This window comes from Bosea sp. BIWAKO-01, assembly GCF_001748145.1.
Taxonomy (GTDB): domain Bacteria; phylum Pseudomonadota; class Alphaproteobacteria; order Rhizobiales; family Beijerinckiaceae; genus Allobosea.
The window spans coordinates 593,940-615,888 of the sequence record NZ_BCQA01000001.1 but is presented as its reverse complement, the minus strand read 5'-3'; the positions used below and the strand labels follow the sequence as shown (position 1 = coordinate 615,888).

At 65.9% G+C, this 21,949-nt stretch carries 22 protein-coding genes; 21 read left to right on the top strand and 1 reads right to left on the bottom strand.

What is annotated here, in order from left to right; genetic code table 11:
• Positions 1 to 38: 38 nt before the first annotated feature.
• Positions 39 to 1,457, bottom strand: a complete 1,419-nt coding sequence (locus BIWAKO_RS02860) for a cation-efflux pump (RefSeq protein WP_244523343.1) — start codon at positions 1,455 to 1,457, stop codon at positions 39 to 41.
• A gap of 109 nt (positions 1,458 to 1,566) precedes the next feature.
• Between BIWAKO_RS02860 and BIWAKO_RS02855 the strand changes: the two genes are divergently transcribed.
• The 21 genes from BIWAKO_RS02855 to BIWAKO_RS02755 all read left to right on the top strand — a co-directional run bounded on the left by BIWAKO_RS02855 (position 1,567) and on the right by BIWAKO_RS02755 (position 21,945).
• Positions 1,567 to 2,019: a VOC family protein gene (locus BIWAKO_RS02855; RefSeq protein WP_069877257.1), complete on the top strand. Its 453-nt coding sequence runs from the start codon at positions 1,567 to 1,569 to the stop codon at positions 2,017 to 2,019.
• 93 nt (positions 2,020 to 2,112) lie between these two features.
• Entirely contained in the window at positions 2,113 to 3,162 is a 1,050-nt protein-coding gene (locus tag BIWAKO_RS02850) for an aldose epimerase family protein (RefSeq protein WP_069877256.1), read from the top strand.
• A gap of 5 nt (positions 3,163 to 3,167) precedes the next feature.
• A complete protein-coding gene (locus BIWAKO_RS02845) occupies positions 3,168 to 4,067 on the top strand; it encodes a PfkB family carbohydrate kinase (RefSeq protein WP_069877255.1) in 900 nt (299 codons plus the stop codon).
• A 121-nt stretch (positions 4,068 to 4,188) separates the two neighbouring features.
• Positions 4,189 to 5,046 carry an urease accessory protein UreD gene (locus BIWAKO_RS02840; protein WP_069877254.1) on the top strand — a complete coding sequence of 286 codons (858 nt, stop codon included), beginning with the start codon at positions 4,189 to 4,191 and terminating at the stop codon, positions 5,044 to 5,046.
• Positions 5,047 to 5,056: 10 nt separating this feature from the next.
• Complete coding sequence (locus BIWAKO_RS02835; protein WP_069877253.1) at positions 5,057 to 5,380, top strand: hypothetical protein; 324 nt, start codon at positions 5,057 to 5,059, stop codon at positions 5,378 to 5,380.
• A complete protein-coding gene (locus BIWAKO_RS02830) occupies positions 5,377 to 5,997 on the top strand; it encodes an urease subunit gamma (protein ID WP_069877252.1) in 621 nt (206 codons plus the stop codon). The genes BIWAKO_RS02835 and BIWAKO_RS02830 overlap by 4 nt, the downstream gene beginning before the upstream one ends.
• 33 nt (positions 5,998 to 6,030) lie before the next feature.
• A complete protein-coding gene (locus BIWAKO_RS02825) occupies positions 6,031 to 6,858 on the top strand; it encodes a DUF1003 domain-containing protein (RefSeq protein ID WP_084651130.1) in 828 nt (275 codons plus the stop codon).
• 41 nt (positions 6,859 to 6,899) lie between these two features.
• Entirely contained in the window at positions 6,900 to 8,636 is a 1,737-nt protein-coding gene (gene ureC / locus BIWAKO_RS02820; protein WP_069877251.1) for an urease subunit alpha, read from the top strand.
• A gap of 133 nt (positions 8,637 to 8,769) precedes the next feature.
• Positions 8,770 to 9,810 (top strand): ABC transporter substrate-binding protein, encoded by a 1,041-nt coding sequence (locus BIWAKO_RS02815; protein ID WP_244523342.1) that lies wholly within the window; start codon positions 8,770 to 8,772, stop codon positions 9,808 to 9,810.
• A 167-nt stretch (positions 9,811 to 9,977) separates the two neighbouring features.
• Positions 9,978 to 10,286: a putative quinol monooxygenase gene (locus tag BIWAKO_RS34115; protein WP_074471496.1), complete on the top strand. Its 309-nt coding sequence runs from the start codon at positions 9,978 to 9,980 to the stop codon at positions 10,284 to 10,286.
• A 26-nt stretch (positions 10,287 to 10,312) separates the two neighbouring features.
• Complete coding sequence (ureE, locus tag BIWAKO_RS34110) at positions 10,313 to 11,077, top strand: urease accessory protein UreE (RefSeq protein ID WP_074471495.1); 765 nt, start codon at positions 10,313 to 10,315, stop codon at positions 11,075 to 11,077.
• Positions 11,078 to 11,083: 6 nt separating this feature from the next.
• Positions 11,084 to 11,761 (top strand): urease accessory protein UreF, encoded by a 678-nt coding sequence (locus tag BIWAKO_RS02800; RefSeq protein ID WP_069877248.1) that lies wholly within the window; start codon positions 11,084 to 11,086, stop codon positions 11,759 to 11,761.
• Positions 11,758 to 12,390, top strand: coding sequence for an urease accessory protein UreG (gene ureG, locus BIWAKO_RS02795; RefSeq protein ID WP_069877247.1), 633 nt, complete (start codon positions 11,758 to 11,760; stop codon positions 12,388 to 12,390). The genes BIWAKO_RS02800 and ureG overlap by 4 nt, the downstream gene beginning before the upstream one ends.
• A gap of 11 nt (positions 12,391 to 12,401) precedes the next feature.
• Complete coding sequence (locus BIWAKO_RS02790; protein ID WP_141739962.1) at positions 12,402 to 12,980, top strand: HupE/UreJ family protein; 579 nt, start codon at positions 12,402 to 12,404, stop codon at positions 12,978 to 12,980.
• 38 nt (positions 12,981 to 13,018) lie between these two features.
• Positions 13,019 to 13,603, top strand: a complete 585-nt coding sequence (locus tag BIWAKO_RS02785) for an ANTAR domain-containing response regulator (RefSeq protein WP_069877246.1) — start codon at positions 13,019 to 13,021, stop codon at positions 13,601 to 13,603.
• On the top strand, positions 13,600 to 14,646 hold the full coding sequence (locus BIWAKO_RS02780; protein ID WP_069877245.1) for a CmpA/NrtA family ABC transporter substrate-binding protein: 1,047 nt from the start codon (positions 13,600 to 13,602) through the stop codon (positions 14,644 to 14,646). The genes BIWAKO_RS02785 and BIWAKO_RS02780 overlap by 4 nt, the downstream gene beginning before the upstream one ends.
• Positions 14,647 to 14,952: 306 nt before the next feature.
• On the top strand, positions 14,953 to 16,272 hold the full coding sequence (locus BIWAKO_RS02775; RefSeq protein ID WP_069877244.1) for a CmpA/NrtA family ABC transporter substrate-binding protein: 1,320 nt from the start codon (positions 14,953 to 14,955) through the stop codon (positions 16,270 to 16,272).
• Positions 16,273 to 16,276: 4 nt separating this feature from the next.
• On the top strand, positions 16,277 to 17,491 hold the full coding sequence (locus BIWAKO_RS02770) for an NAD(P)/FAD-dependent oxidoreductase (protein ID WP_069877243.1): 1,215 nt from the start codon (positions 16,277 to 16,279) through the stop codon (positions 17,489 to 17,491).
• A gap of 2 nt (positions 17,492 to 17,493) precedes the next feature.
• Entirely contained in the window at positions 17,494 to 20,190 is a 2,697-nt protein-coding gene (locus BIWAKO_RS02765) for a nitrate reductase (protein WP_069877242.1), read from the top strand.
• A gap of 38 nt (positions 20,191 to 20,228) precedes the next feature.
• A complete protein-coding gene (gene ntrB / locus BIWAKO_RS02760) occupies positions 20,229 to 21,134 on the top strand; it encodes a nitrate ABC transporter permease (protein WP_069882108.1) in 906 nt (301 codons plus the stop codon).
• A 13-nt stretch (positions 21,135 to 21,147) separates the two neighbouring features.
• A complete protein-coding gene (locus BIWAKO_RS02755) occupies positions 21,148 to 21,945 on the top strand; it encodes an ABC transporter ATP-binding protein (protein ID WP_069877241.1) in 798 nt (265 codons plus the stop codon).
• The last annotated feature ends 4 nt before the right edge of the window (positions 21,946 to 21,949 follow it).

Below are 21,949 nucleotides of genomic sequence, written 5' to 3'. Positions count from 1 at the left end.
GCCCGAGCCCCCTTCCGCTGAAAGTCCGTGTGCGCTGATCAGGCAGGCTGGCGCAGATGCGCAGGCTCGGCATGACTGACCAGCCGGCAGACCTGCGGGCGCGCGATCCGGACAGCGCGCTCGATCGCGTCGACCGCAGCATGGACCGCCGCGACGTCGAGCGCCGGATCGACGCGGCAGTGATAATTCACCACGAGACCGTTCGGGGTCTGGCGCACGCGGACGCTGTGGATGTCGTGGATCGGGCCGTCGAGTCCCGCGGCCTCCTTGGCAAGCGCCTTGCCGATATCCTCCACCGCGTCCCATGCGGCATTGTGGCCCGGGGGCGTGCCGGTTTCCATGGGCTCGATATGGGTCTCGACCTCTGTCTCGCCGCCGAACTCGGCGCGGATCGCGGTCTCGAGCCGGGTCGCGATCTCATGCGCCTCGCCGAGCGGCAGCCGGGAATCGACCTCCATATCGAGGCTGACCGAGAGTCGGTCGCCGATGCTGTGCACGGTGACGTGGTGCACCGGGATCTTGAGTTTGAGTGCGATCAGCAGAACCCGCTCGAGCGCGGTCTCGTCATCGACCTGGATCGGGTTGGCGGTGACGGTGATCTCGGCCCCTGGCTCGACCTCGCGCAACGCCAGCACGAGCGCGTCCTTGATGGCGACGACGCGGTCGAGCGGGAGCGTCCGCGAGACGCGAATTCCGATCTCGCCATGGGTCTGGCCGCCCGAAGGCCGGACCTTCAGCCATTCCACGGCGACGACGCCGGGCACGGCCCCGGCTGCGGCTGTCAGGCGCTCGCTCAGCCCGGCGGGGGCAGCGTCGAGCAATGTATTGATCGTGCGGCGCCCGAGCTTGAAGGCGGAATAGGCCATGAAGGCCGCGATCGCGAAGGCGGCGATCGTGTCGGCCCGCCCAAAGCCGAACCAGGCGGCGATGAGGCCGACGAGAACCAGTGCCGAGCCGACGAAATCCGCCGAAAAATGCGTCGCTTCGGCGGCCAGGGCCTCGCTGCCCGTTTCCGCCGCAACCTTGCGCAGCGAGTGCCAGCGGATCGCGTCGACGATCATCGAAAAGAGGATGACGCCGAGCACGATGGGCGTGACGGTAACGGCGTCGACTGTACCGCTCCACAGCCGGCTGATCGCCTCCCAGAGGATCGCGCCGGCCAGCGTAAAGAGGATCGCGGTCTCGACCAGCGCCGCCAGCGCCTCGACCTTGCCATGGCCGTAATGGTGTTCCGCATCGGCCGGCTTGTCGGCCGCGCGCACCGCGAACCAGGTGAACAGAGTCGAGCCGATATCGATCAGCCCCTGCAAGGCGTCGGTCAAAAGGGCGAGCGAGCCGGAGAGGATCGCGGCGATGCCCTTGGCTCCGGTCAGCAAGAGCGTCGCCATCACCGACAGCAAGGCAGCACGCTGCTTGATGCTGGAAATTGTTGCGGCGTCGGGGCGTTTCGTGTCCACGTCTTGCGTTCTCGTCATGGCCCGCCTCGCGCGCCGCCTCTTGGAAAGCAGAGCGTCTGGCCCGATTTAGGAGCGAGATCAACCCGGCCGAACAAGGGGAGCCCAAAGCATGCGATATCTCCACACCATGGTGCGTGTCACCGATCTCGACGCGTCACTCGATTTCTACGTGAACACGTTCGGCCTTGTCGAAACCCGCCGCATCGAAAATGAGAAGGGACGCTTCACACTGGTCTTCCTGGCAGCGCGCGATGACGCCGCCGACGCCAAGGGCGCCGAAGGCAGCCGTGGCCGCCCCACGCTGGAGCTGACCTATAACTGGGATCCGGAAGCTTATACGGGCGGCCGCAATTTCGGTCACCTCGCCTATGAGGTCGACGATATCTACGCGACCTGCGACAAGCTGATGAAGGCGGGCGTCACGATCAACCGCCCTCCGCGCGACGGAAACATGGCTTTCGTCCGCTCGCCCGACAATATCTCGATTGAGCTCCTGCAGAAGGGGCCTGCCAAGGCGCCGGCCGAGCCGTGGGCGAGCATGCCGAATACCGGGGTATGGTGAGGGCACACGCGCCTTGCCGTTGAGCGCGGCGATGAAATCGGGCACGAGAGGGCGCGGCTTCGGCCGCGTTTCCTTGCCGGTGGTGTGATGCCCATGACCAAGCCTGCTCTCGCCGCGACCCTTTCGGACGGCACGCCGATCCACGACATCGTGCTTCGCTCGCCCGACGGGGCCGAGGCGCGTGTCATGGACTGGGGGGCGACGCTGCGCGATCTGCGCGTGCCGCTGCACAGCGGCCAGCCCCAGCGTGTCGTACTCGGGCTCGCCGATCCCGCCGACTATCCCCAGCACGCCTCACATATGGGCGCGATTGCCGGACGCTTCGCCAACCGCATTGGTGGCGGGCGCTTCACACTCGACGGCAAGACCTATCATTTGCCTCTGAACGAGAACGGCCGGCATTCGCTGCATGGTGGCGGGCAGGGTTTTGGCAAGCGGCCCTGGACGATCCTGCATCATGACGCGGCAAGCGTGACGCTGGCCCTGGTCTCGCCTGACGGCGATGCCGGCTATCCCGGTGCGCTGAATCTCTGGTGCCGCTACAGCCTGGTCGGGGCAGCGACGCTGCGCATCGAACTCACCGCCACCACCGATGCGCCGACGATCGTCAATCTCGCGCATCACTCCTATTTCAAGCTCGATGATGGTCCCGATATTCTCGACCACGAGCTCGAGGTCCGCGCCAATCTGATGACGCCGGTCGACGCCGACCTGATCCCGGACGGATCGCTCGTTCCGGTTGTCGGCACGCCCTTCGATTTTCGCAAGCCGCGCGCGATCCGCTTCGCAAACCCCGACGGCACGCGCTTCTGGTTCGATCACGACTATGTCCTGCTCCGCGACCAGTGTGAGCCGAGCGTGCTCGCCGGGCTGACGCTCGCCCATGCCGCGACCTTGCGTTCGCTGCGCAGTGGGCTCGCGATGCAGCTCTGGACGACGGAGCCTGCGCTCCAAGTCTATGACGGCTTCAAGCTCAACACCTCCGTGGCGGGGCTCGATGGCCAGCCCTATGGTCCGAATGCCGGTATTGCGCTGGAACCCCAGCACGTGCCGGACTCACCCAATCTGCCGCATTTTCCCACGACCGTGCTGCGCCTCGGCGAGGTTTACCGGCAGGTCAGCGAATATCGCTTCAGCGGTTGAAATCCATGGCAGGCGTCTTCAGTCTCGGCATCGCAACCCTCGACTATGTCTACAGCGTCGAGACCATGCCGACGCGTGGCGAGAAATATCGCTCACGCGATCTGGCGGTGGTCGGCGGCGGCTGCGCCGGCAATGCCTCGGTCGCCATCGCGCGGCTCGGCGGTCAATCCTGGCTGGCGACCCGGCTCGCGGACGACCGTGTCGGCGACGAGATCGTGGCTGAGCTCGCAGACGAGGGCGTCGATACCCGCTTTGCCTTGCGCGCCGTGGGGTTGCGCTCACCGGTTTCAGCCATTCTTGTCGATGCCGCTGGCGAACGCATGGTCGTCTCCTATTCCGATCCGGCGATGCCGGAGAGCGCCGATTGGCTCCCGAAGACCCTGCCGGATGGGGCGAAGGCCGTGCTCGCCGACACGCGCTGGGGCGAGGGAGCGCTCGCGGCGCTGAGGCTTGCGCGCCAGGCCGGTATTCCAGGCCTGCTCGACGGCGACCGCAGGCCGCCGCATCCCGATCTCGTGGCGACCGCAAGCCATGTCGCCTTCAGCGCCCAGGCCTTGCGTGAGATCTCGGGGGAGGTGGATCCGCGCCTTGGCCTCGCCCGGATCGCGCAAGGGTCAGCGACCTGGCTTGCCGTTACGCTCGGCAAGGAGGGGGTGCTCTTCATCGAAAATGGCGAAGTCGCGCATCTGCCGGCCTTCGCGGTCGAGACCGTCGACACGCTTGGCGCAGGGGATGTCTGGCACGGGGCCTTTGCGCTGGCGCTGGCGGAGGAACAGGACGAGCGCGACGCCATCCGCTTCGCGTCGGCGGCCGCTGCGATCAAATGTACGCGCTTTGGCGGTCGCGCTGGCGCGCCGACGCGCGGCGAGGTGATGCGCTTTCTGATCGAAACGGGCCCCGGCTGAAGCGACGCCCGCGGAACGGGCATCGCCTGCCTGAAATTTGGGCGGCGCTGACGGCGCCGCCTCTTGCCCGTCGAGGCCGCAGGCGGAGAATGGCTCAGGTTCATTCGCGCCAGGGCCTTCGATGTTCGCGCCGCCGTTTCCGGCCTCCGCCGATCCGCTGTTGCCGGCCTATGTGAGGGCCAATGGCGGCGTGCGGCTGCGTTTCGCCAGGGTCGGCGAAGTGACGCGCCGGCTCGAGCTCGCCGAGTCCGGCGGCTACCGCGCCCGCTTCCCCGACACCTTCGCCTCAACCTGCGAGGCCGTGCTGATCAACACCGGCGGCGGCATGGCCGGCGGCGACGCGATGCGGGTCGATGCTGCCATCGAGGCGCAGGCCGAGGCGGTCATCACCACGCAGGCGGCCGAGAAGATCTATCGCAGCCAAGGCGCTGACACGCGGATCGAGACCAGTCTCTCGGTTGCTGCCGGAGCGGCCCTCGCCTGGCTGCCGCAGGAGAGCATCCTGTTCTCGGGCGCTCGCCTCGCCCGGAACCTGACGATCGACCTCGCCACCGACGCGCGCCTCGTCGCCTGTGAATCGATCGTCTTCGGCCGCATCGCCATGGGCGAGACGATGCAGCGCGGTGCCATTCACGACCGCTGGCGCATCCGTCGCGATGGCCGCCTGATTTTCGCTGACGAGCTTCGCCTTGACGGTAAGGTCGCCGCCACGCTGGAGCGGCCTGCCATTGCCGCCGGGGCGCGGGCCGTCGCAACCGTGATCGCCGCCGGCCCGGAACATCCCGCCAGGCTCGATGAACTTCGGGTGCTACTTGCCGAGGATCCCGCCTGTGTCAGCGTCGAGGCCGGGGCCGGGCTTGTCTCCGGCCTTCTCGTCATTCGCCTTCTCTCCCGCGATGCCCAGGCGCTCCGTCGCGCCCTCGTCATGCTGCTTCGGCATGTCACGGGGCGTGCGCTGCCGCGCACATGGTCCACGTGAGGAGAGCACCATGCTGGCGATCCAAGGCCTGAAATGCATTTATGACACCGGCTCGCGGGGCTGGGCGGTCGAACTCGCGCTTGCTGGCGAGGGGGAAACCGTCACGCGTCGCTTTGACGTCGACGGGCCCGATCATGCCGAGATGCTGATCGACGCCTTCGAGGAATCCACCACGAGCAGCTTCGATCCCGCCACCGGCGAGATCGTCTTCGCCTATGAATACGCCGATCTCGACCTCGATGAGGACGAGGCGGAAGACGAGGACGACGAAGAGGTCGAGACCTCGGAAGACGAGTCCGAAGAGGACGAGGAAGACGAGAAGGAAAAGGCATGAACCTGACGCCGCGCGAAAAGGACAAGCTGCTCGTCGCCATGGCTGCCATGGTGGCGCGGCGAAGGCTGGAGCGCGGCGTCAAGCTCAACTATCCGGAGGCCGTGGCGCTCATCACCGATTTCGTGGTCGAGGGTGCGCGCGACGGTCGCTCTGTCGCCGAGCTGATGGAGGCCGGCGCCCATGTGATCTCGGCCGACCAGGTCATGGACGGCATCGCCGAGCTGATCCATGACGTGCAGGTCGAGGCGACCTTTCCCGATGGGACCAAGCTCGTCACCGTGCATGAGCCGATCCGCGGCTCGGCTGGGCGTCTGAAGCCCGGCGAAGTAACGACACTGCCCGGCGACCTCATTCTCAATGAAGGTCGCGAGAGCCTGATGCTCGCGGTTGCCAATACCGGCGACCGGCCGATCCAGATCGGCTCCCACTATCATTTCTTCGAGGCAAATCCCGCGCTCTCCTTCGAACGCGAGAGGGCGAGGGGCTTTCGTCTCGATATTCCGGCGGGAACGGCGGTGCGCTTCGAGCCCGGCCAGACCCGCGAGGTCAGGCTCGTGGCGCTCGGCGGCAAGCGCGAGGTCTATGGCTTCCGGCAGGAGATCATGGGTAAGCTCTAGCGAGACCGATGCCGGTGCGGGGTGAGAGTGCCGATGACCGAAATCGCAGAGAAACCGTCACAACAACTAGCCGCGAACGGAAAGAAGCGCGGGACCTGCGCCATTTCGGGCGTCGAGACCAGCCGCAAGAACCTCGTCCCGCTCGCCACGCTGCGTCCTTCGCTGGCCGAGCGCATCCAGTCCGATTTTCCGCAGCTCACCGAGCAGAGCCTGATCAGCAAGACGGAGCTCGCGCGCTACCGCACGCGCTATGTCGAGGAAATCCTGCGCGAGGAGCATGGCGAGTACACGGAGCTCGACCGTGAAGTCGTCGAAAGCATCGCCAAGCAGGACACCATCGCGGCGAATGTCGAGGACGATTTCGAGGAGCAGCGCACGGTAGGGCAGCGCCTCTCCGACGGTCTCGCCGCTTTCGGCGGCTCCTGGGCCTTCCTGATCAGCTTTGGAGTGGTGCTGGCGATCTGGATGATGATCAATGTCGTGGAAGGGATGGACAAGGCGTTCGACCCCTATCCCTTCATCCTGCTCAACCTCGTTCTCTCCTGCATCGCGGCGATCCAGGCTCCGATCATCATGATGAGCCAGAAGCGGCAGGAGCAGAAGGATCGCCTGCGCTCGTTCAACGACTATCAGGTCAACCTCAAGGCCGAACTCGAGATCCGCCATCTCCACGAGAAGATCGACCATCTGATCACCCGGCAATGGCAGCGGCTGGCCGAGATCCAGCAGGTCCAGCTCGAGATGCTGCAGGAAGAGAGCCTGCGCGCTGCCCGCCGCCGCAAGCCCGCGGGCGCGAAGGCCAAGACGAAGCGGCGCGCTGAGGACCGGCAGGCCAAGTCGGAGCCCGATGCATCGGCCTGAGAATTGCTAACACGTCGCAAGAACCGACCAGGGACTTCGAGATGCCCTTTCCCTTTCCGCGCAATGCCTATGCCGCCATGTTCGGCCCCACGACCGGCGATACGGTGCGCCTCGGCGACACCGAACTCGTCATCAAGGTCGAGAAGGACTTCACCACCTATGGCGAGGAGGTGAAGTTCGGCGGCGGCAAGGTCATTCGCGACGGCATGGGCCAGAGCCAGGTCAGCAATGCAGCTGGTGCGGTCGACACCGTCATCACCAACGCGCTGATCCTCGACCATTGGGGCATCATCAAAGCCGATATCGGTATCCGGGCCGGGCGCATCTGCGCCATCGGCAAGGCCGGCAATCCAGATATCCAGAACGGGTTCGGGAACTTCGATCCGTCCGAGACCATCATCGTTGGTCCCGGAACCGAGGTCATCGCCGGCGAAGGCAAGATCATCACCGCCGGCGGCTTCGACAGCCATATCCACTATATCTGCCCGCAGCAGATCGAGGACGCGCTGATGAGCGGCCTCACCACGATGCTGGGCGGCGGCACCGGCCCGGCCCATGGCACGCTCGCGACGACCTGCACGCCCGGCCCCTGGCATCTCGGCCAGATGATCAGGGCGGCCGACGCCTTCCCGATGAACCTCGCCTTCGCCGGCAAGGGCAATGCAGCGCTGCCGGGCCCGTTGACGGAGATGATCGAGGCCGGCGCCTGCGCGCTGAAGCTGCATGAAGACTGGGGTACGACACCGGCGGCGATCGACAACTGCCTGTCCGTCGCCGACGACTACGACATCCAGGTGATGATCCACACCGACACGCTGAACGAGAGCGGTTTCGTCGAGGACACGATCGCGGCTTTCAAGGGCCGCACGATCCACGCCTTCCACACCGAGGGGGCCGGCGGCGGCCATGCGCCCGACATCATGAAGGTGGCGGGCCTGCCCAATGTGCTGCCGTCCTCGACCAACCCGACGCGGCCCTTCACGGTCAACACGCTCGACGAGCATCTCGACATGCTCATGGTCTGCCATCATCTCTCGCCCTCTATCCCTGAGGATCTCGCCTTCGCCGAAAGCCGCATCCGCAAGGAGACGATCGCCGCCGAGGACATCCTGCACGATCTCGGCGCGCTCTCGATGATGTCCTCGGATAGCCAGGCCATGGGGCGCATCGGCGAGGTCGTGACCCGGACCTGGCAGACCGCGCACAAGATGAAGGTGCAGCGCGGCCCGCTGCCGCAGGACGCCGGCACTGGCGCCGATAATTTTCGCGCCAAGCGCTATGTCGCGAAATACACGATCAATCCGGCGATCGCGCATGGCATCTCGCGCCATATCGGCTCGGTCGAGATCGGCAAACTCGCCGATCTCGTGCTCTGGTCGCCGGCCTTCTTCGGCGCCAAGCCCGATCTCGTCCTCAAGGGCGGCATGATCGCGGCAGCGCCCATGGGCGATCCCAACGCCTCGATTCCGACACCGCAGCCGGTGCATTACCGCCCGATGTTCGGCGCCTTCGGCAAGGCCGTGACCACGACATCGCTGCTCTTCGTCTCGCAGGCCGCGATGGCCAATGGCCTCAGGTCCCGCCTCGGTACGGACAAGGAGATGGTCGCGGTCGAGAATACGCGCGGCGGCATCTCCAAGAAGAGCATGATCCACAACGACGCGACGCCCGACATCCAGATCGATCCGGAAACCTACGCGGTGGTGGCGGATGGCGAGTTGCTGGTTTGCGAGCCTGCCAGGGAATTGCCGCTGGCGCAGCGCTATTTCCTGTTCTGAGCGATTGGGGGGGCGCCTTGCACTGTGGACCGCAGGGGGCTGCGCCGCTCCCGTATTGACTAGGCCGCTCGCGCATTCTTTCTTCGTCGGCAAATCAATTTGTCAGGCAGGCAAGTTGCCAGGGAGAGAGCTCGTGTCCGGTTTCCGTTTCGCTCGCCAGGCGTCGTTCTGGCTCGCCAGTGCTGCGCTTCTGGCCTCCTATCAGCCCGCCGCGGCGCAGGGGCAGGTCACGGTCTATTGCTCGATTCTCGAAGAGCAGTGCCGTGAGGGCGCGACGATGTTCGAGCGCGCCACCGGCATCAAGGTCTCGATGGTGCGCAAGAGCACGGGCGAGGTCTATGCGCAGGTCAAGGCTGAAGCCTCCAATCCGCGTGGCGATGTCTGGTGGGGCGGCCCCGGGGAGCCGCATCTGCAGGCTGCGGAGGAGGGGCTGCTCGACGAGTATCGTTCGCCCAAGCTCGCCGAGCTGCATGACTGGGCGCAGCGCCATGCCGAGCAGTCGAAATTCCGCACCTCCGGCATTTATCTCGGAGCGCTCGGCGTCGGCTATAACACCGAGATGCTGAAGAAGAAGGGTTTGCCCGAGCCGAAATGCTGGGCGGACCTGCTCGATCCGGCCTATCGCGACGAGGTCCAGATTGCCGATCCGAGCTCGTCCGGCACGGCCTACGTCTTCCTCGCGACCACCGTGCAGCGCCTCGGGGAGGAGAAGGGCTTCGACTATCTCAAGGCCCTGCACAAGAACATCAACCAGTACACCAAGTCCGGCATTGCGCCGGTCAAGGCGACGGCATTGGGCGAGACGGCGATCGGCATCGCCTTCATCCACGACATGCTGACGCAGAAGTTGCAGGGGGCGCCGATCAAGACCGTCGCGCCCTGCGAAGGCACGGGCTACGAGACGGGCTCGGTCTCGATCATCAAGGGCGGCAGGAACGCCGAGGCGGCGCGCCGTTTCATCGATTTCACGCTCTCGCCCGAGGCGCAGAACATCAACGCCAAACTCAAGATCAACTCGATCCCGTCGAACAGGAACGCCGAACTCTCTCCCGACGCGCCAAAATTCTCGGAGATCAAGCTGATCGACTACGATACGCCGCGCTGGGGCAGCCCGGCCGAGCGCTCGCGCCTGCTGAAGAAGTTCGACACCGAGGTGAAGGCGCTGCCGCGGTAAACGCGGCGATATCCGGCTCCTCGCCTTCGCAAGCGCACCGCGCGCCGCCGGACCCTCTGCGCTGTTCAGCTGCGGAGGGAGCGGCGGCTGGTGCATCCAGCCGGCTGGCGCGCGCGTATTCCCTCCGGGCGCGTGAAGCGCCCAGAGGCAAGTGAGGAGAACGCGGTATGTCGGATCCGGTCATCGTCATTGCGCGGGCGCGCATCCGCCCCGAAACCCGCGCAGCCTTTGTCGCTGCGGCGCAGGACTGTATCGCTGCGACGCGTCGCGAACATGGCTGTCTCGCCTATGACATGCATGAGAGCATCATGGAGCCTGGGTATTTCGTGTCGGTGGAGAGCTGGGAGCAGCGCGAGCATATCGACCGCCACCTGCAGCAGCCGCATCTTCAGGCATTCCTCGAGATCGCGGGGGCTTGCGTCACGACGCCTCCGGTGATCGAAGTGGTCGAGCCGCGATCGGTCGATCGCCTCTGATCCATTTCGTTGTCACGGGTACCATCATGCTGCGCGCCACCTCCGTCGTCCGCAAGGCCGCGGTCAAGCAGGACAAGGTCGTCGAGACCCTGACGCTCGACCATGAGGATCGCAATCGCCGCCGCATCGCGCTGAAGGGCGATGGCGGGCGCGAGATCCTGCTCGATCTCGACAAGCCGACGGTTCTGAACGATGGCGATGCCGTGAAGCTCGAGGATGGCGGCCTGGTCCTGATCAGGGCCGCTGCGCAGAGCCTGCTCGAAGTGCGGGCCGAGAACCCGCTGCGGCTGATGCGCGTCGCCTGGCATATCGGCAACCGGCACACGCCCGCGGAGATCACGGCGGACGCGATCTATATCGAGAACGACCATGTCCTCGCCGAGATGGTCCGGGGTCAGGGCTGCGCCATGAGCGTGGTCGAGCGCCCGTTCCAGCCCGAGCGCGGCGCCTATGATCACGGTCACGACCATGATCACGATCACGGTCATGACCACGATCACGCGCATGACGCATCCTGCGGCTGCGGGCACGATCACGGCCACGCTCATCACGACAAGGGACACGTTCACGCCGGCCATGATCATGCTCACGATCACCATGGCCACGACCACCATGAGAGCAAGCGTGATGATCACGCGAACCACGCCCAAGCTCATGCGCATTCCCACGCCCATGGCGCGGATTGCGGCTGTGGTCACGACCACAGCCATGGCGATCATGATCATAAGCATGACCACGGCCACCATCATGGCGCCGAACACGCGCACAAGGGTCACAAGCACGACCATTGAGGGCTGATGTCGCACGCCCATCTGCCGTTGATGGTCTGGCTTTCGCCGTCCTTCCCGGTCGGCGCCTTTGCTTATTCGCATGGGCTGGAATGGGCCTTCGAGGCCGGCGACCTCACCAATGCCGACACGCTTCGCGATTGGCTCGATGCGCTCGTCGGCCACGGCTCGCTCCATAACGACCTCGTCCTGTTCACGTGCGCCTACAACGCGCTTGGGGCTGAGGACGACGCGGCGCTGAGCGAGGTGGCGGAACTGGCCCTGGCGCTGGCGAACTCCGCGGAGCGCCGGCTGGAAACGGTGACGCAGGGCAATGCGTTCGTGGCGGCCGTTCGTGCCGCCTGGCCTTGCGGGGCATGTGATCGGCTCCGCGCTGCCTGGGAGGGCGATATCGCCTATCCCATCGCTGTCGCGTCCGCCGCCAGCGGCCATGACGTGCCGCTGCGCCCGGCGCTGGAAGCCTACAGCCTCGCCTTTGTCGCCAATCTGGTTTCGGCCTCGGTCAGGCTCGGCATCGTCGGACAGACCGACGGGCAGAGGATCACGGCTAGGCTGGTGCCGTCCTTGCATGCGGCTGCCACGCGCGCGGAAACCGCGACGCTCGCTGATCTCGGCGGCTGCGCGCTGCGCTCGGACCTTGCGTCCCTGCGCCACGAAACCCAGTATTCGAGGCTGTTCCGCTCATGACCCGCTCTCCTCACGGCCCCTTGCGCGTCGGCATCGGCGGCCCGGTCGGTTCCGGAAAGACCGCCCTGATGGAGGTGCTCTGCAAGCGCATGCGCGATCGTTACGATCTCTGCGCCATCACCAATGACATCTACACCAAGGAGGATGCGCGTCTCCTGACCGTCGCGGGAGCTCTGCCCGAGGAGCGCATCATGGGCGTCGAGACCGGCGGCTGCCCGCATACCGCCATCCGCGAGGATTGTTCGATCAATCTCGCCGCGGTCGAGGAAATGCGCGGCAAATTTCCCGCGCTCGACCTGATCCTGATCGAGTCAGGCGGAGATAATCTGGCGGCGACCTTCTCGCCCGAACTCGCCGATCTGACGATCTACGTGATCGATGTCGCCGCCGGCGAGAAGATCCCGCGCAAGGGCGGCCCGGGCATCACCCGCTCGGACCTGCTCGTCATCAACAAGACCGATCTCGCTCCGCATGTTGGCGCGGATCTTGCTGTGATGGACCGGGACTCAAGGACCATGCGGGGCAAGCGGCCCTTCGTCTTCACCAATACGCGGGAGGGCGAGGGCGTCGATGCGGTGGTGGATTTCATCGAGACCGTGGGCGGCCTGAGGGCGATCGCCGGGGGATAGGGGAGGCGAACATGCTGACGCGATTGACGGGTGCCCTGGCGTCGCTCGTGACGATGATGGCGGCACCCGCCCTTGCCCATACCGGTGTCGGCTCCGTCAATGGTCTCTTTCACGGGCTGCAGCATCCGCTCACCGGGTTGGATCATGTGCTGGCGATGATCGCCGTCGGTCTCTGGGCCGGGCTCGTCGGCGGCAGGGCGCGCATCGCCTATCCCGTCGCCTTCGTCTCGGCCATGGCGCTGGCCGGGCTCTGGGCCATGGCCGGGGGACAGCTTCCAGGCGCGGAGGTCGGCATCGCCTTTTCTGTCGTCATCCTCGGGCTTGCCATCGCGCTCAATCTCGCGCCGCCGCTCGCCGCCGGCGCCCTTGCCTGCGGGATCTTCGCGATCTTCCACGGCTTTGCCCATGGTGCCGAGCTGCCGGAGGATGCCAGCCGTGTGAGCTATGCGATCGGCTTTGTGATCGCGACATCTGCTTTGCATGGAGTAGGCTTGCTTCTTGCGAGCCAGTTCGCGGTGCGGATGCCGCAGCTTGCCCGCATCGCAGGTGGCGGTCTCATTCTGGCAGGTGTCGCAATCCTGTCGAGCTGAGTGGGGCCTTACCCTCAATGCGTTAGGCGTCGTGGCTCATGACACCTGCGTTGAAGATCCTGATCGTCGATGCCAACCCGGTCCGGGCGGCCATCATCGACGAGGGTTTGCGCGAGGCGGGCTTTACCGACCTCGTCAGAATGGGCGCGACGCATGGCTTGGTCGCTGCCATCGAGACGCATGATCCCGACGTGGTGGTGATTGATCTCGAGGATCCCAGCCGCGATGCGTTGGCCGACATGTTCCTGGTCAGCCAGCACGTGAAGCGGCCGATCACCATGTTCGTCGACCAGTCGGACGCGGCCTCGATCGAGGCCGCCGTCGAGGCGGGCGTCTCGGCCTATATCGTCGACGGGCTGAAGAAGGAGCGGCTTAAGCCCATCCTCCAGACCTGCATCAGCCGCTTCAACGCCTTCCGGAAGCTGCGCGAGGAACTGGACGAGGTGCGATCGCAGCTCGACGACCGCAAGCTGATCGATCGTGCCAAGGGCATCGTCATGCGCCTCAAGGAACTCCCCGAAGAGGAGGCCTACGCCCTGATGCGCCGCACGGCGATGAACGAAAAGCGCAAGCTTGTCGAAATTGCCCGTTCCATCATCACGGCGGCCGAGGTGCTGAAATGACCCTGCACCTGCGCGTCGGCTTCCTTCCCCTGGTCGATGCCGCCCTGCTGGTCGCGGCGGCTGATGCCGGCTTCGCTGAAGGTCGGGGACTTGCCCTCGAACTCGTCCGTGATGTCTCCTGGTCCAACCTGCGCGACAGGCTGCATGTGCGCCTCCTCGACGCCGCGCATATGCTGGCGCCGGCGGCGATAGCCTCGACGCTCGGCATTGGCGGCGTCACCGCGCCGATGACAGCCCCGATCCTGCTCAATTTGAACGGCAATGCGGTGACGGTCTCGACGCGTCGCTTCGAGGAACTGGCGCGGGCTGCCGATGGGGATCTGGCCGATCCCATGGTTTCGGCGCGCGCGCTGGCGGTGCTGGTCGGGATGCGCAGGGCCTCGGGCCTGCCGCCACTGACTTTTGCCGCGGTGTTCGGATTTTCCAGCCATACCTATCTTCTCTGCGATTGGATGGCGCGAGGCGGCGTCCGCCTCGGCCAGGATGTTCGCTTCGAAATCGTGCCTCCGGCGCAAACGGTCGAGGCGTTGCGCAGCGGTCGTGTCGACGGCTTTTGTGCCGGCGCGCCCTGGAATACCCTCGCTGTTGCTGCCGATGTCGGCGCCATCCTGCATTGCGGGGTCGATCTGCAGGCCGATTGCCCGGAAAAGGCGCTGGCCTGGAGGGCCGACGATGTCGAGCGCCGCGGCGAGGCCGTGTCGCGGCTGAATGCGGCTCTTGTCGATGCGAGCCGCTGGGCTGGCGCGGAGGCGAACTGGCCCCGCCTGGCGGAGCTTCTCGCCACGCCCGAGAGATTGGGCATGCCCGCCGATCTGATCGAGGCGATCCTGCGCGGCGAGATCGTTCAGGGCGGTGGGCGGCCGGTGCGGCGGGTCGCCTCCTATATCCGCTTCGACGAGAAGGCGCTGCGTCCCGAGCCGGGGCATGCCGACTGGCTGCTCGCCGCCATGGCGCGGGCAGGGCAGCTTGTTCTGGAGCCGGGCATGAGCGAGAGGGCGCGGGCGGTTTTCAGGCCTGTCGCCTTTGATCTGGCGCTCCGCTGAAATTTTAGGCTCGCCCAATATTTGTGCGGTTGCGTTCTGTTTGTGCGTCGCACAATGGCAGGCGTGAGCGATCGGCGCAGCCCATTGCTCTTTATCAAACTAAAGGAATTCAAAGGCTTGGACCTGATCGGCCGGCTGGCACGGCATTTGTATTGAATGCCGTGACGCGGCCAATGCTGCCCGCGACAAGTTCGAACCGGAACGCACAGCAACGCCGCTGTCGAAGGAGGCCCGCAAGGGCGCTTTCGCGCGGCGTTTTCGTTTTCGGCGGCAGCGAGCCCACCACGCTCACGCGAAAGGCGATCGATGACCAAGACCATTCAGACCAGGGCCTTGTCGCTTGCGTCCGGCTCCAGCCGCCGCGAGATGCTGAACCTCAGCGGCGCCGCAGCGCTCGCCAGCGCCATCAAGCTCGCCTTTCCCTCCGGCGCGATGGCGCAGGGGACAGGCCCCGAGGTCAAGGGCACGCGGCTTGGCTATATCGCCTTGACCGACTCCGCGCCCCTGATCATCGCCAAGGAAAAGGGCTTCTACGCCAAGCATGGCGTGCCCGACATGGAGATCGCCAAGCAGGCTTCCTGGGGCGCGACGCGCGACAACATGGCGCTCGGCACCAAGGCGAACGGCATCGATGGCGGCCATATCCTGCGCCCCAAGACGCATCTCTACACCACCGGCAAGGTGATGCAGAACAGCCAGCCCCTGCCGATGTACACGCTGCTCAACCTCAATGAGGACGGGCAGGCGATCTCGGTTTCCAACGAATACAAGGACTTGAACGTCCAGAAGGATGCCTCGCCGCTGAAGCAGGCCTTCGAACGGAAGAGGGCCGCCGGCAAGGAACTCACAGCGGCCATGACCTTCCCAGGCGGCACCCACGACCTCTGGATCCGCTACTGGCTGGCCGCCGGCGGCATCGACCCCGACACCGACATCAAGGTCATCGTCGTGCCGCCGCCGCAGATGGTGGCGAACATGAAGGTCGGCACCATGGATTGCTTCTGTGTCGGCGAGCCGTGGAACGAGCAACTCGTCAACCAGAACATCGGCTACAGCGCACTCACCACCGGTGAGCTCTGGTTCAAGCACCCCGAGAAGATCCTGGGCATGCGAGCCGACTGGGTCGATGCCAATCCGAAGGCGACCCAGGCCATTCTGATGGCCGTCATGGAAGCCCAGATGTGGTGCGAGAAGATGGAGAACCGCCAGGAGCTCTCCGAGATCGTCGGCCGCCGGCAGTGGTTCAACGTCCCGGTCGCCGACCTCAACAAGCGCCTGCAAGGCGACATCAACTACGGCAATGGCCGCGAGGTGAAGGGCACAAATCTCTACATGAAGTTCTGGGGCGAGGGCGGCGCGACGTCCTATCCCTGGAAGAGCCTCGACACCTGGTTCGTCACCGAGAATATCCGCTGGGGCAAATTCGATCCGACGATCGATATCAAGGCCCTGGTCGACAAGACCAACCGCGCCGATCTCTGGCGTGAGGCGGCGAAGACGCTCGGCGTCACGGGCGCCCCGACCACCGACAGCCGCGGTGTCGAGACCTTCTTCGACGGCATGAAATTCGACCCCGCGGCGCCGCTCGACTACCTCAAGGCGCTCAAGATCAAGCGTGTGGCCTAGGGCGATGGCGGAACCGCTTGTCATCGTTGGCAAGGGAATGGCGGCGACGCGGTTGGTCGACGAGCTCAGCCAGCGCGCACTCGGCCGCTATTCCATAGCCGTGATCGGTGCCGAGCCACGGCTCGCCTATAATCGCGTCCTGCTTTCGCCGTTGCTGGCGGGCGAGATCGGTGTGCCCGAAATCGAACTCAAGCCAGCGGCCTGGTGGGGCGCGCGCGGCGTCTCGACCTTCTACGGCCGTGCGGTCACCAGCATCGACAGGGCCGCGAAGTCGGTGACGCTCGAAGGCGGGCTTTGTCTGCCCTATGCCAGGCTCGTGCTCGCGACGGGCTCGACTCCGCTGAAGCCGCCATTCCCGGGCATTGGCCTGCCGGGTATTGCGACCTTCCGCGATACGGCCGATGTCGAGGCTCTGCGCGCCCAGGCCGAGCGGGGGGCGAGGATCGTCGTCATTGGCGGCGGGCTCCTCGGACTCGAGGCGGCCTATGGCCTGTCCCGGGCCGGCGGCAAGGTGACAGTGCTGCATCTCGTCGACCGCCTGATGGAGCGCCAGCTCGATGCGGAGGGCGCTGGCTTGCTCGCCCATGCCATGAACAAGCGTGGCATCACCATTCGCCTCAATGCTGCGACCAGGGGTTTTGTCGGCACAGACCGGGTCGAGGGCGTCGAGCTTGCGGACGGTTCCGTCGTTCCGGCCGATCTCGTTGTCATCGCCATCGGGGTGCGCCCGAATGCGGAGCTGGCAAAGGCGGCCGGCCTGACGGTCAATCGCGGCATCCTCGTCGATGATCGCCTGGCAAGCGCCGATGCCTCGATCTTCGCCATCGGCGAATGCGCCGAGCATCGCGGACAGGTCTACGGGCTGGTCGAGCCTGCCTATGAGCAGGCTCGCGTGCTGGCGGCGCATCTCACCGGCAAGGAGGCGAGCTATGCCGGCTCGCTGCTGGCGACCAATCTCAAGGTCAGTGGCGTCGGCGTATTCTCGGCGGGCGATTTTGAAGCCGGCGCGGATGACGAGATCGTCGTGCTGCGTGACCGGGCCGCTGGAATCTACCGCAAGTTTGTCCTGCGCGAAGGCCGGCTCGCCGGCTGCATCCTCGTCGGGGAGACGAGCGGGGCGCTGTTCTATCTCGGCCTGATCCGGTCGGGCCAGGACATCACAGCGATTCGCGCCGATCTGCCCTTCGGCGAAGCCTATTGTGTCAGGGAGGCCGCCTGACCATGCGCCATGACGCACCGCTCTGCCCTTCCGGCCCGATCCTCACCACCTGCCCCTATTGCGGGGTTGGTTGCGGCGTGCTGGCGACACCGGACGGCAGAGGTGGCGCGGCGATCGCTGGAGACCCGAACCATCAGGCGAACCGCGGCAGGCTCTGTTCCAAGGGCTCCGCACTCGGCGAGACGCTGGGTCTGGGCAAACGCGTATTGCACCCGCTGAGGCGCAACGCGTCAGGCGGTTACGACCGGGTTTCCTGGGAGGTCGCGCTGGATGCGGTCGCGGCCGGCCTGAAGGGCATCATCGCCGAGCACGGCCCCGATGCGATCGCCTTCTATCTCTCCGGCCAACTCCTCACCGAGGACTATTACGTCGCCAACAAGCTGATGAAGGGCTTCATCGGTTCGCCGCATGTCGACACCAATTCGCGGCTTTGCATGTCCTCGACCGTTGCCGGCCAGCGCCGAGTCTTTGGCTCGGATACGGTGCCGGGTTCCTATGAGGACCTGGATTGCGCCGACCTGATCGTGCTGGTCGGCTCGAACACGGCCTGGTGTCATCCGGTGCTGTTCCGCCGCATTCAGCAGAACCGGGCCGAGCGCGGCGCGAAGGTCGTGGTCATCGACCCCCGCGTCACCGCAACCGCCGAGGATTCCGATCTCGTCCTGGCCCTGAAGCCGGGCTCGGACAGCGTGCTCTTCGCAGGGCTGCTCGTTCACCTCGTCGATCACGGCCTGACCGATACGACCTATCTCGCCCGCCACACCACGGGTTTCGCCGAGACACTGGCGAATGCGCGCGAGATCGCGCCCGACCTCGCGTCCGCCGCTGCCCGCACCGGCCTCGCGGCTGCGGAGATCGCCGCCTTCTACGAGCTCTGGGCGAGTACGCCTGCCGTCGTGACGGCCTGGAGCCAGGGCGTCAACCAGTCGGCGCAGGGCACCGACAAGGTCGCGGCGATCCTGCATTGCCATCTCGCAACGGCCCGCATCGGCCGGCCGGGCTGCGGTCCGTTCTCGTTGACCGGGCAGCCCAACGCCATGGGCGGGCGCGAGGTCGGCGGTCTCGCCAACATGCTGGCTGCCCATATGGGCTACTCCCCGACCGAGATCGACCGCGTCCGTCGCTTCTGGCAGGCGCCGCAGATGGCTCGCCACGAGGGGCTGAAGGCGGTCGCCATGCTCGATGCGGTCGCCGAAAAGCGGATCAAGGCGCTCTGGGTCATGGCGACAAATCCCGCCGTGTCGCTGCCGCGGGCCGATCAGGTTCTCTCGGCGATGAAGACGCTCGACCTCCTCATCGTCTCCGAGAACGTGCTCTCGAACGACACCCTGCGCGCCGGGCCCAGCTTCATCCTTCCTGCCGCCGCCTGGGGTGAGAAGGACGGCACCGTCACCAATTCGGAACGCCGCATCTCGCGCCAACGGGCCTTCCTGCCGCTGCCAGGAGAGGTCAGGCCGGACTGGTGGATCATCTGCGAGGTCGCCAGGCGCCTCGGCTTCGCGGAGGCCTTCGCCTATTCCGGCCCGTCCGAGATCTATGCCGAGCATGCCGCGCTATCGGCCTTCGAGAACGAAGGCGGCCGCGATTTCGACATCGGCGCACATGCCACGCTCGATCGGCGCGCCTATGACGCTCTCCTGCCTGTGCAATGGCCGGTTCCGGTGGAATTTCCAGGCGGCACGGCACGTCTCTTCACCGAGGGCGGCTTCTTCACGAGGGATCGCCGCGCCAGCCTGAAGCCCCTGGCCACGCCCGCCCTGGCCTCGGCTGTCAGCGAGGATTACCCGTTCCTGCTCAACACCGGCCGCGTCCGCGATCATTGGCACACGATGACCCGCACGGGGCTCAGCCCCAGGCTCAGCGCGCATATCGCCGAGCCCTCGGTCTGCGTGAACCCGGCGGACGCTGCCCGCTACGGCCTTGCCGATGGCGGCTTCGCCCGCATCGAGACCAGCCACGGAGCTATCACCCTCAAGAGCTCGCTCGATCCTGGCGTCCAGGAAGGCTCGCTCTTCGTGCCGATCCACTGGTCCGCCGAGACGGCGTCCCATGCCCGCACCGGTGCGGCCGTCCAGCCGCTATGCGACCCCTATTCCGGCCAGCCTGAAATGAAGGCGACACCCTCCCGGATTACCTCCGTCAGCTATGCCGCGCGCGGTTTCATGCTCTCGCGCGATCAGGTCGCGCTGCCTGCTGGAAGCTGGTGGGTTGCGGTCGCAGTCGAGGGCGGGCAGGGCAAGCTGTTTGCGACCGATGCCACGCCCGACGACCTGATGGCCCACTGCCGCGCCGCCTTTGGGGAGGATGGCCTCGTCGAGATGCTCGACCGCAAGGCTGGTATCTATCGCTGCGCCGTGACCCGCGACGGCAAGCTCATCGCGGCCCTGTTCACTGGCCCGGCCGATCGCGCACCGCTCTGGGACACGGTCAAGCTCGCATTCGCCGATCCCGATTACGCGCCCGAGAACCGGCTCGCCCTGTTGTCCGGGCGCAGGCTCGACGGAGCAGCCGATGCCGGCCCGATCGTCTGCGCCTGTTTCGGCGTTGGTCTCAACGCCATTCGCGCGGCCTTCGAGAGCGGCGCGGCCGTCACGGCCGAGGATATCGGCCGCGAGCTCCGGGCGGGCACGAATTGCGGGTCCTGCCTGCCGGAGATCCGGCGCATCGCCGGCAACCGGAACCGTGAGGCGGCGGCATGAGCGTCACGATCGTGGATGACATCGAGAGGAGCGACGAGATGGGTCAGGCTGCCTTGAAAAATGCGACAGAGGCGAAGGTCGTCGCCCTGCCTGCAGCGAAGGCGGAGGTGGTGAGCCTGCCGCCTGTGCTGGCGAGGCCGGTGGCGCAGCGTGTCCTGTCCTGGTTCAAGCCGATTCTGCAGAATCTCGTGCCACCGCTCGTCACGGTCGCGCTGATCCTGCTGTTCTGGCAGATCGCCGCGTCGGGGCCACAATCCTCGCTGCCACCACCCACCAAGATCTGGGAGGAGGCGAAAGACCTGATCACCGAGCCGTTCTACTGGGCCGGCACCCAGGATATCGGCCTCGGCTGGCGCATCCTGGTTTCGCTCCAGCGTGTCGCGATCGGCTTTGGTCTGGCAGCCGTCGTCGGCGTGCTGGTCGGGGCTCTGATCGGCCAGTCGGTCTGGGCGATGCGGGGGCTCGATCCCGTCTTCCAGGTTCTGCGCACCGTGCCGCCACTGGCCTGGCTGCCGCTCTCGCTCGCAGCCTTCCGCGATAGCCAGCCTTCGGCGATCTTCGTGATCTTCATCACCGCGATCTGGCCGGTGATCATTAATACTGCGGTCGGCATCCGAAACATCCCGCAGGATTACCGCAACGTCGCGCAGGTGCTGCGGCTGAACCAGATCGAGTTCTTCTACAAGATCATGGTGCCCTCCGCCGCGCCCTACATCTTCACCGGGCTCCGGATCGGCGTCGGCCTGTCATGGCTCGCCATCGTGGCCGCCGAAATGCTGACCGGCGGCGTCGGCATCGGCTTCTTCATCTGGGACGCGTGGAACTCCTCGCGCCTCTCCGACATCATCGTGGCGCTCGTCTATATCGGCGTGGTCGGCTTCATCCTCGACCGGCTGGTCGCCTCCATCGGCGCGATCGTCACCCGCGGCACTGCGGTGAACTGAGGAGCAACGCGCCATGAGCACGCCCTATCTGAAGATCGACCATGTCGACAAAAGCTTCCGCCGCGGAGCGGCGACGACCGAGGTGTTGAAGGACATCAATCTCGTCATCGACAAGGGCGAGTTCGTCTCGATCATCGGGCATTCCGGCTGCGGCAAGTCGACCCTGCTCAACATCATCGCCGGCCTGACGCCGGTCAGCGCGGGCGCAGTGCTGCTCGAGAACAAGGAGGTCAACGACCCCGGTCCAGAGCGGGCGGTGGTCTTCCAGAACCACTCGCTGCTGCCCTGGCTCACGGTCTACGACAATGTCGCTCTGGCCGTGAACAAGGTTTTCGGGCGCTCGAAGTCGCGCGGCGAGCGCCATGACTGGATCATGCACAACCTCGACCTCGTCCAGATGGGGCATGCCCGGGACAAGCGTCCAGCTGAGATCTCCGGGGGCATGAAACAGCGCGTCGGCATCGCCCGCGGCCTCGCCATGGAGCCCAAGATCCTGCTGCTCGACGAGCCCTTTGGTGCGCTCGACGCTCTGACGCGCGCACATCTCCAGGATTCGGTGATGCAGATCCATGCCGCGCTCGGCAACACCATGATCATGATCACCCATGACGTCGATGAGGCCGTGCTGCTCTCCGACCGCATCGTGATGATGACCAACGGCCCCTCGGCCCGCATCGGCGAGGTCCTGGATGTCAGGCTGGAGCGCCCGCGCAAGCGCCTCGAGCTGGTTTCGGACCGCACCTATATCGCGGCACGCGAGGCGGTGCTGAAATTCCTCTACGAGCGCCATCGCTTCGTCGAGGCGGCGTGAGTCG

Coding starts and splice junctions, on each gene's coding strand:
- BIWAKO_RS02850 (WP_069877256.1), top strand. CDS start 2,113: ATGACCAAGCCTGCTCTCGCCGCGACCCTTTCGGACGGCACGCCGATC.
- BIWAKO_RS02790 (WP_141739962.1), top strand. CDS start 12,402: ATGCTGACGCGATTGACGGGTGCCCTGGCGTCGCTCGTGACGATGATG.
- BIWAKO_RS02765 (WP_069877242.1), top strand. CDS start 17,494: ATGCGCCATGACGCACCGCTCTGCCCTTCCGGCCCGATCCTCACCACC.
- BIWAKO_RS02785 (WP_069877246.1), top strand. CDS start 13,019: ATGACACCTGCGTTGAAGATCCTGATCGTCGATGCCAACCCGGTCCGG.
- BIWAKO_RS02770 (WP_069877243.1), top strand. CDS start 16,277: ATGGCGGAACCGCTTGTCATCGTTGGCAAGGGAATGGCGGCGACGCGG.
- BIWAKO_RS02840 (WP_069877254.1), top strand. CDS start 4,189: ATGTTCGCGCCGCCGTTTCCGGCCTCCGCCGATCCGCTGTTGCCGGCC.
- ntrB (WP_069882108.1), top strand. CDS start 20,229: ATGGGTCAGGCTGCCTTGAAAAATGCGACAGAGGCGAAGGTCGTCGCC.
- BIWAKO_RS02855 (WP_069877257.1), top strand. CDS start 1,567: ATGCGATATCTCCACACCATGGTGCGTGTCACCGATCTCGACGCGTCA.
- ureG (WP_069877247.1), top strand. CDS start 11,758: ATGACCCGCTCTCCTCACGGCCCCTTGCGCGTCGGCATCGGCGGCCCG.
- BIWAKO_RS02830 (WP_069877252.1), top strand. CDS start 5,377: ATGAACCTGACGCCGCGCGAAAAGGACAAGCTGCTCGTCGCCATGGCT.
- BIWAKO_RS02845 (WP_069877255.1), top strand. CDS start 3,168: ATGGCAGGCGTCTTCAGTCTCGGCATCGCAACCCTCGACTATGTCTAC.
- BIWAKO_RS34115 (WP_074471496.1), top strand. CDS start 9,978: ATGTCGGATCCGGTCATCGTCATTGCGCGGGCGCGCATCCGCCCCGAA.
- BIWAKO_RS02775 (WP_069877244.1), top strand. CDS start 14,953: ATGACCAAGACCATTCAGACCAGGGCCTTGTCGCTTGCGTCCGGCTCC.
- BIWAKO_RS02800 (WP_069877248.1), top strand. CDS start 11,084: ATGTCGCACGCCCATCTGCCGTTGATGGTCTGGCTTTCGCCGTCCTTC.
- BIWAKO_RS02780 (WP_069877245.1), top strand. CDS start 13,600: ATGACCCTGCACCTGCGCGTCGGCTTCCTTCCCCTGGTCGATGCCGCC.
- ureE (WP_074471495.1), top strand. CDS start 10,313: ATGCTGCGCGCCACCTCCGTCGTCCGCAAGGCCGCGGTCAAGCAGGAC.
- BIWAKO_RS02755 (WP_069877241.1), top strand. CDS start 21,148: ATGAGCACGCCCTATCTGAAGATCGACCATGTCGACAAAAGCTTCCGC.
- BIWAKO_RS02835 (WP_069877253.1), top strand. CDS start 5,057: ATGCTGGCGATCCAAGGCCTGAAATGCATTTATGACACCGGCTCGCGG.
- BIWAKO_RS02825 (WP_084651130.1), top strand. CDS start 6,031: ATGACCGAAATCGCAGAGAAACCGTCACAACAACTAGCCGCGAACGGA.
- ureC (WP_069877251.1), top strand. CDS start 6,900: ATGCCCTTTCCCTTTCCGCGCAATGCCTATGCCGCCATGTTCGGCCCC.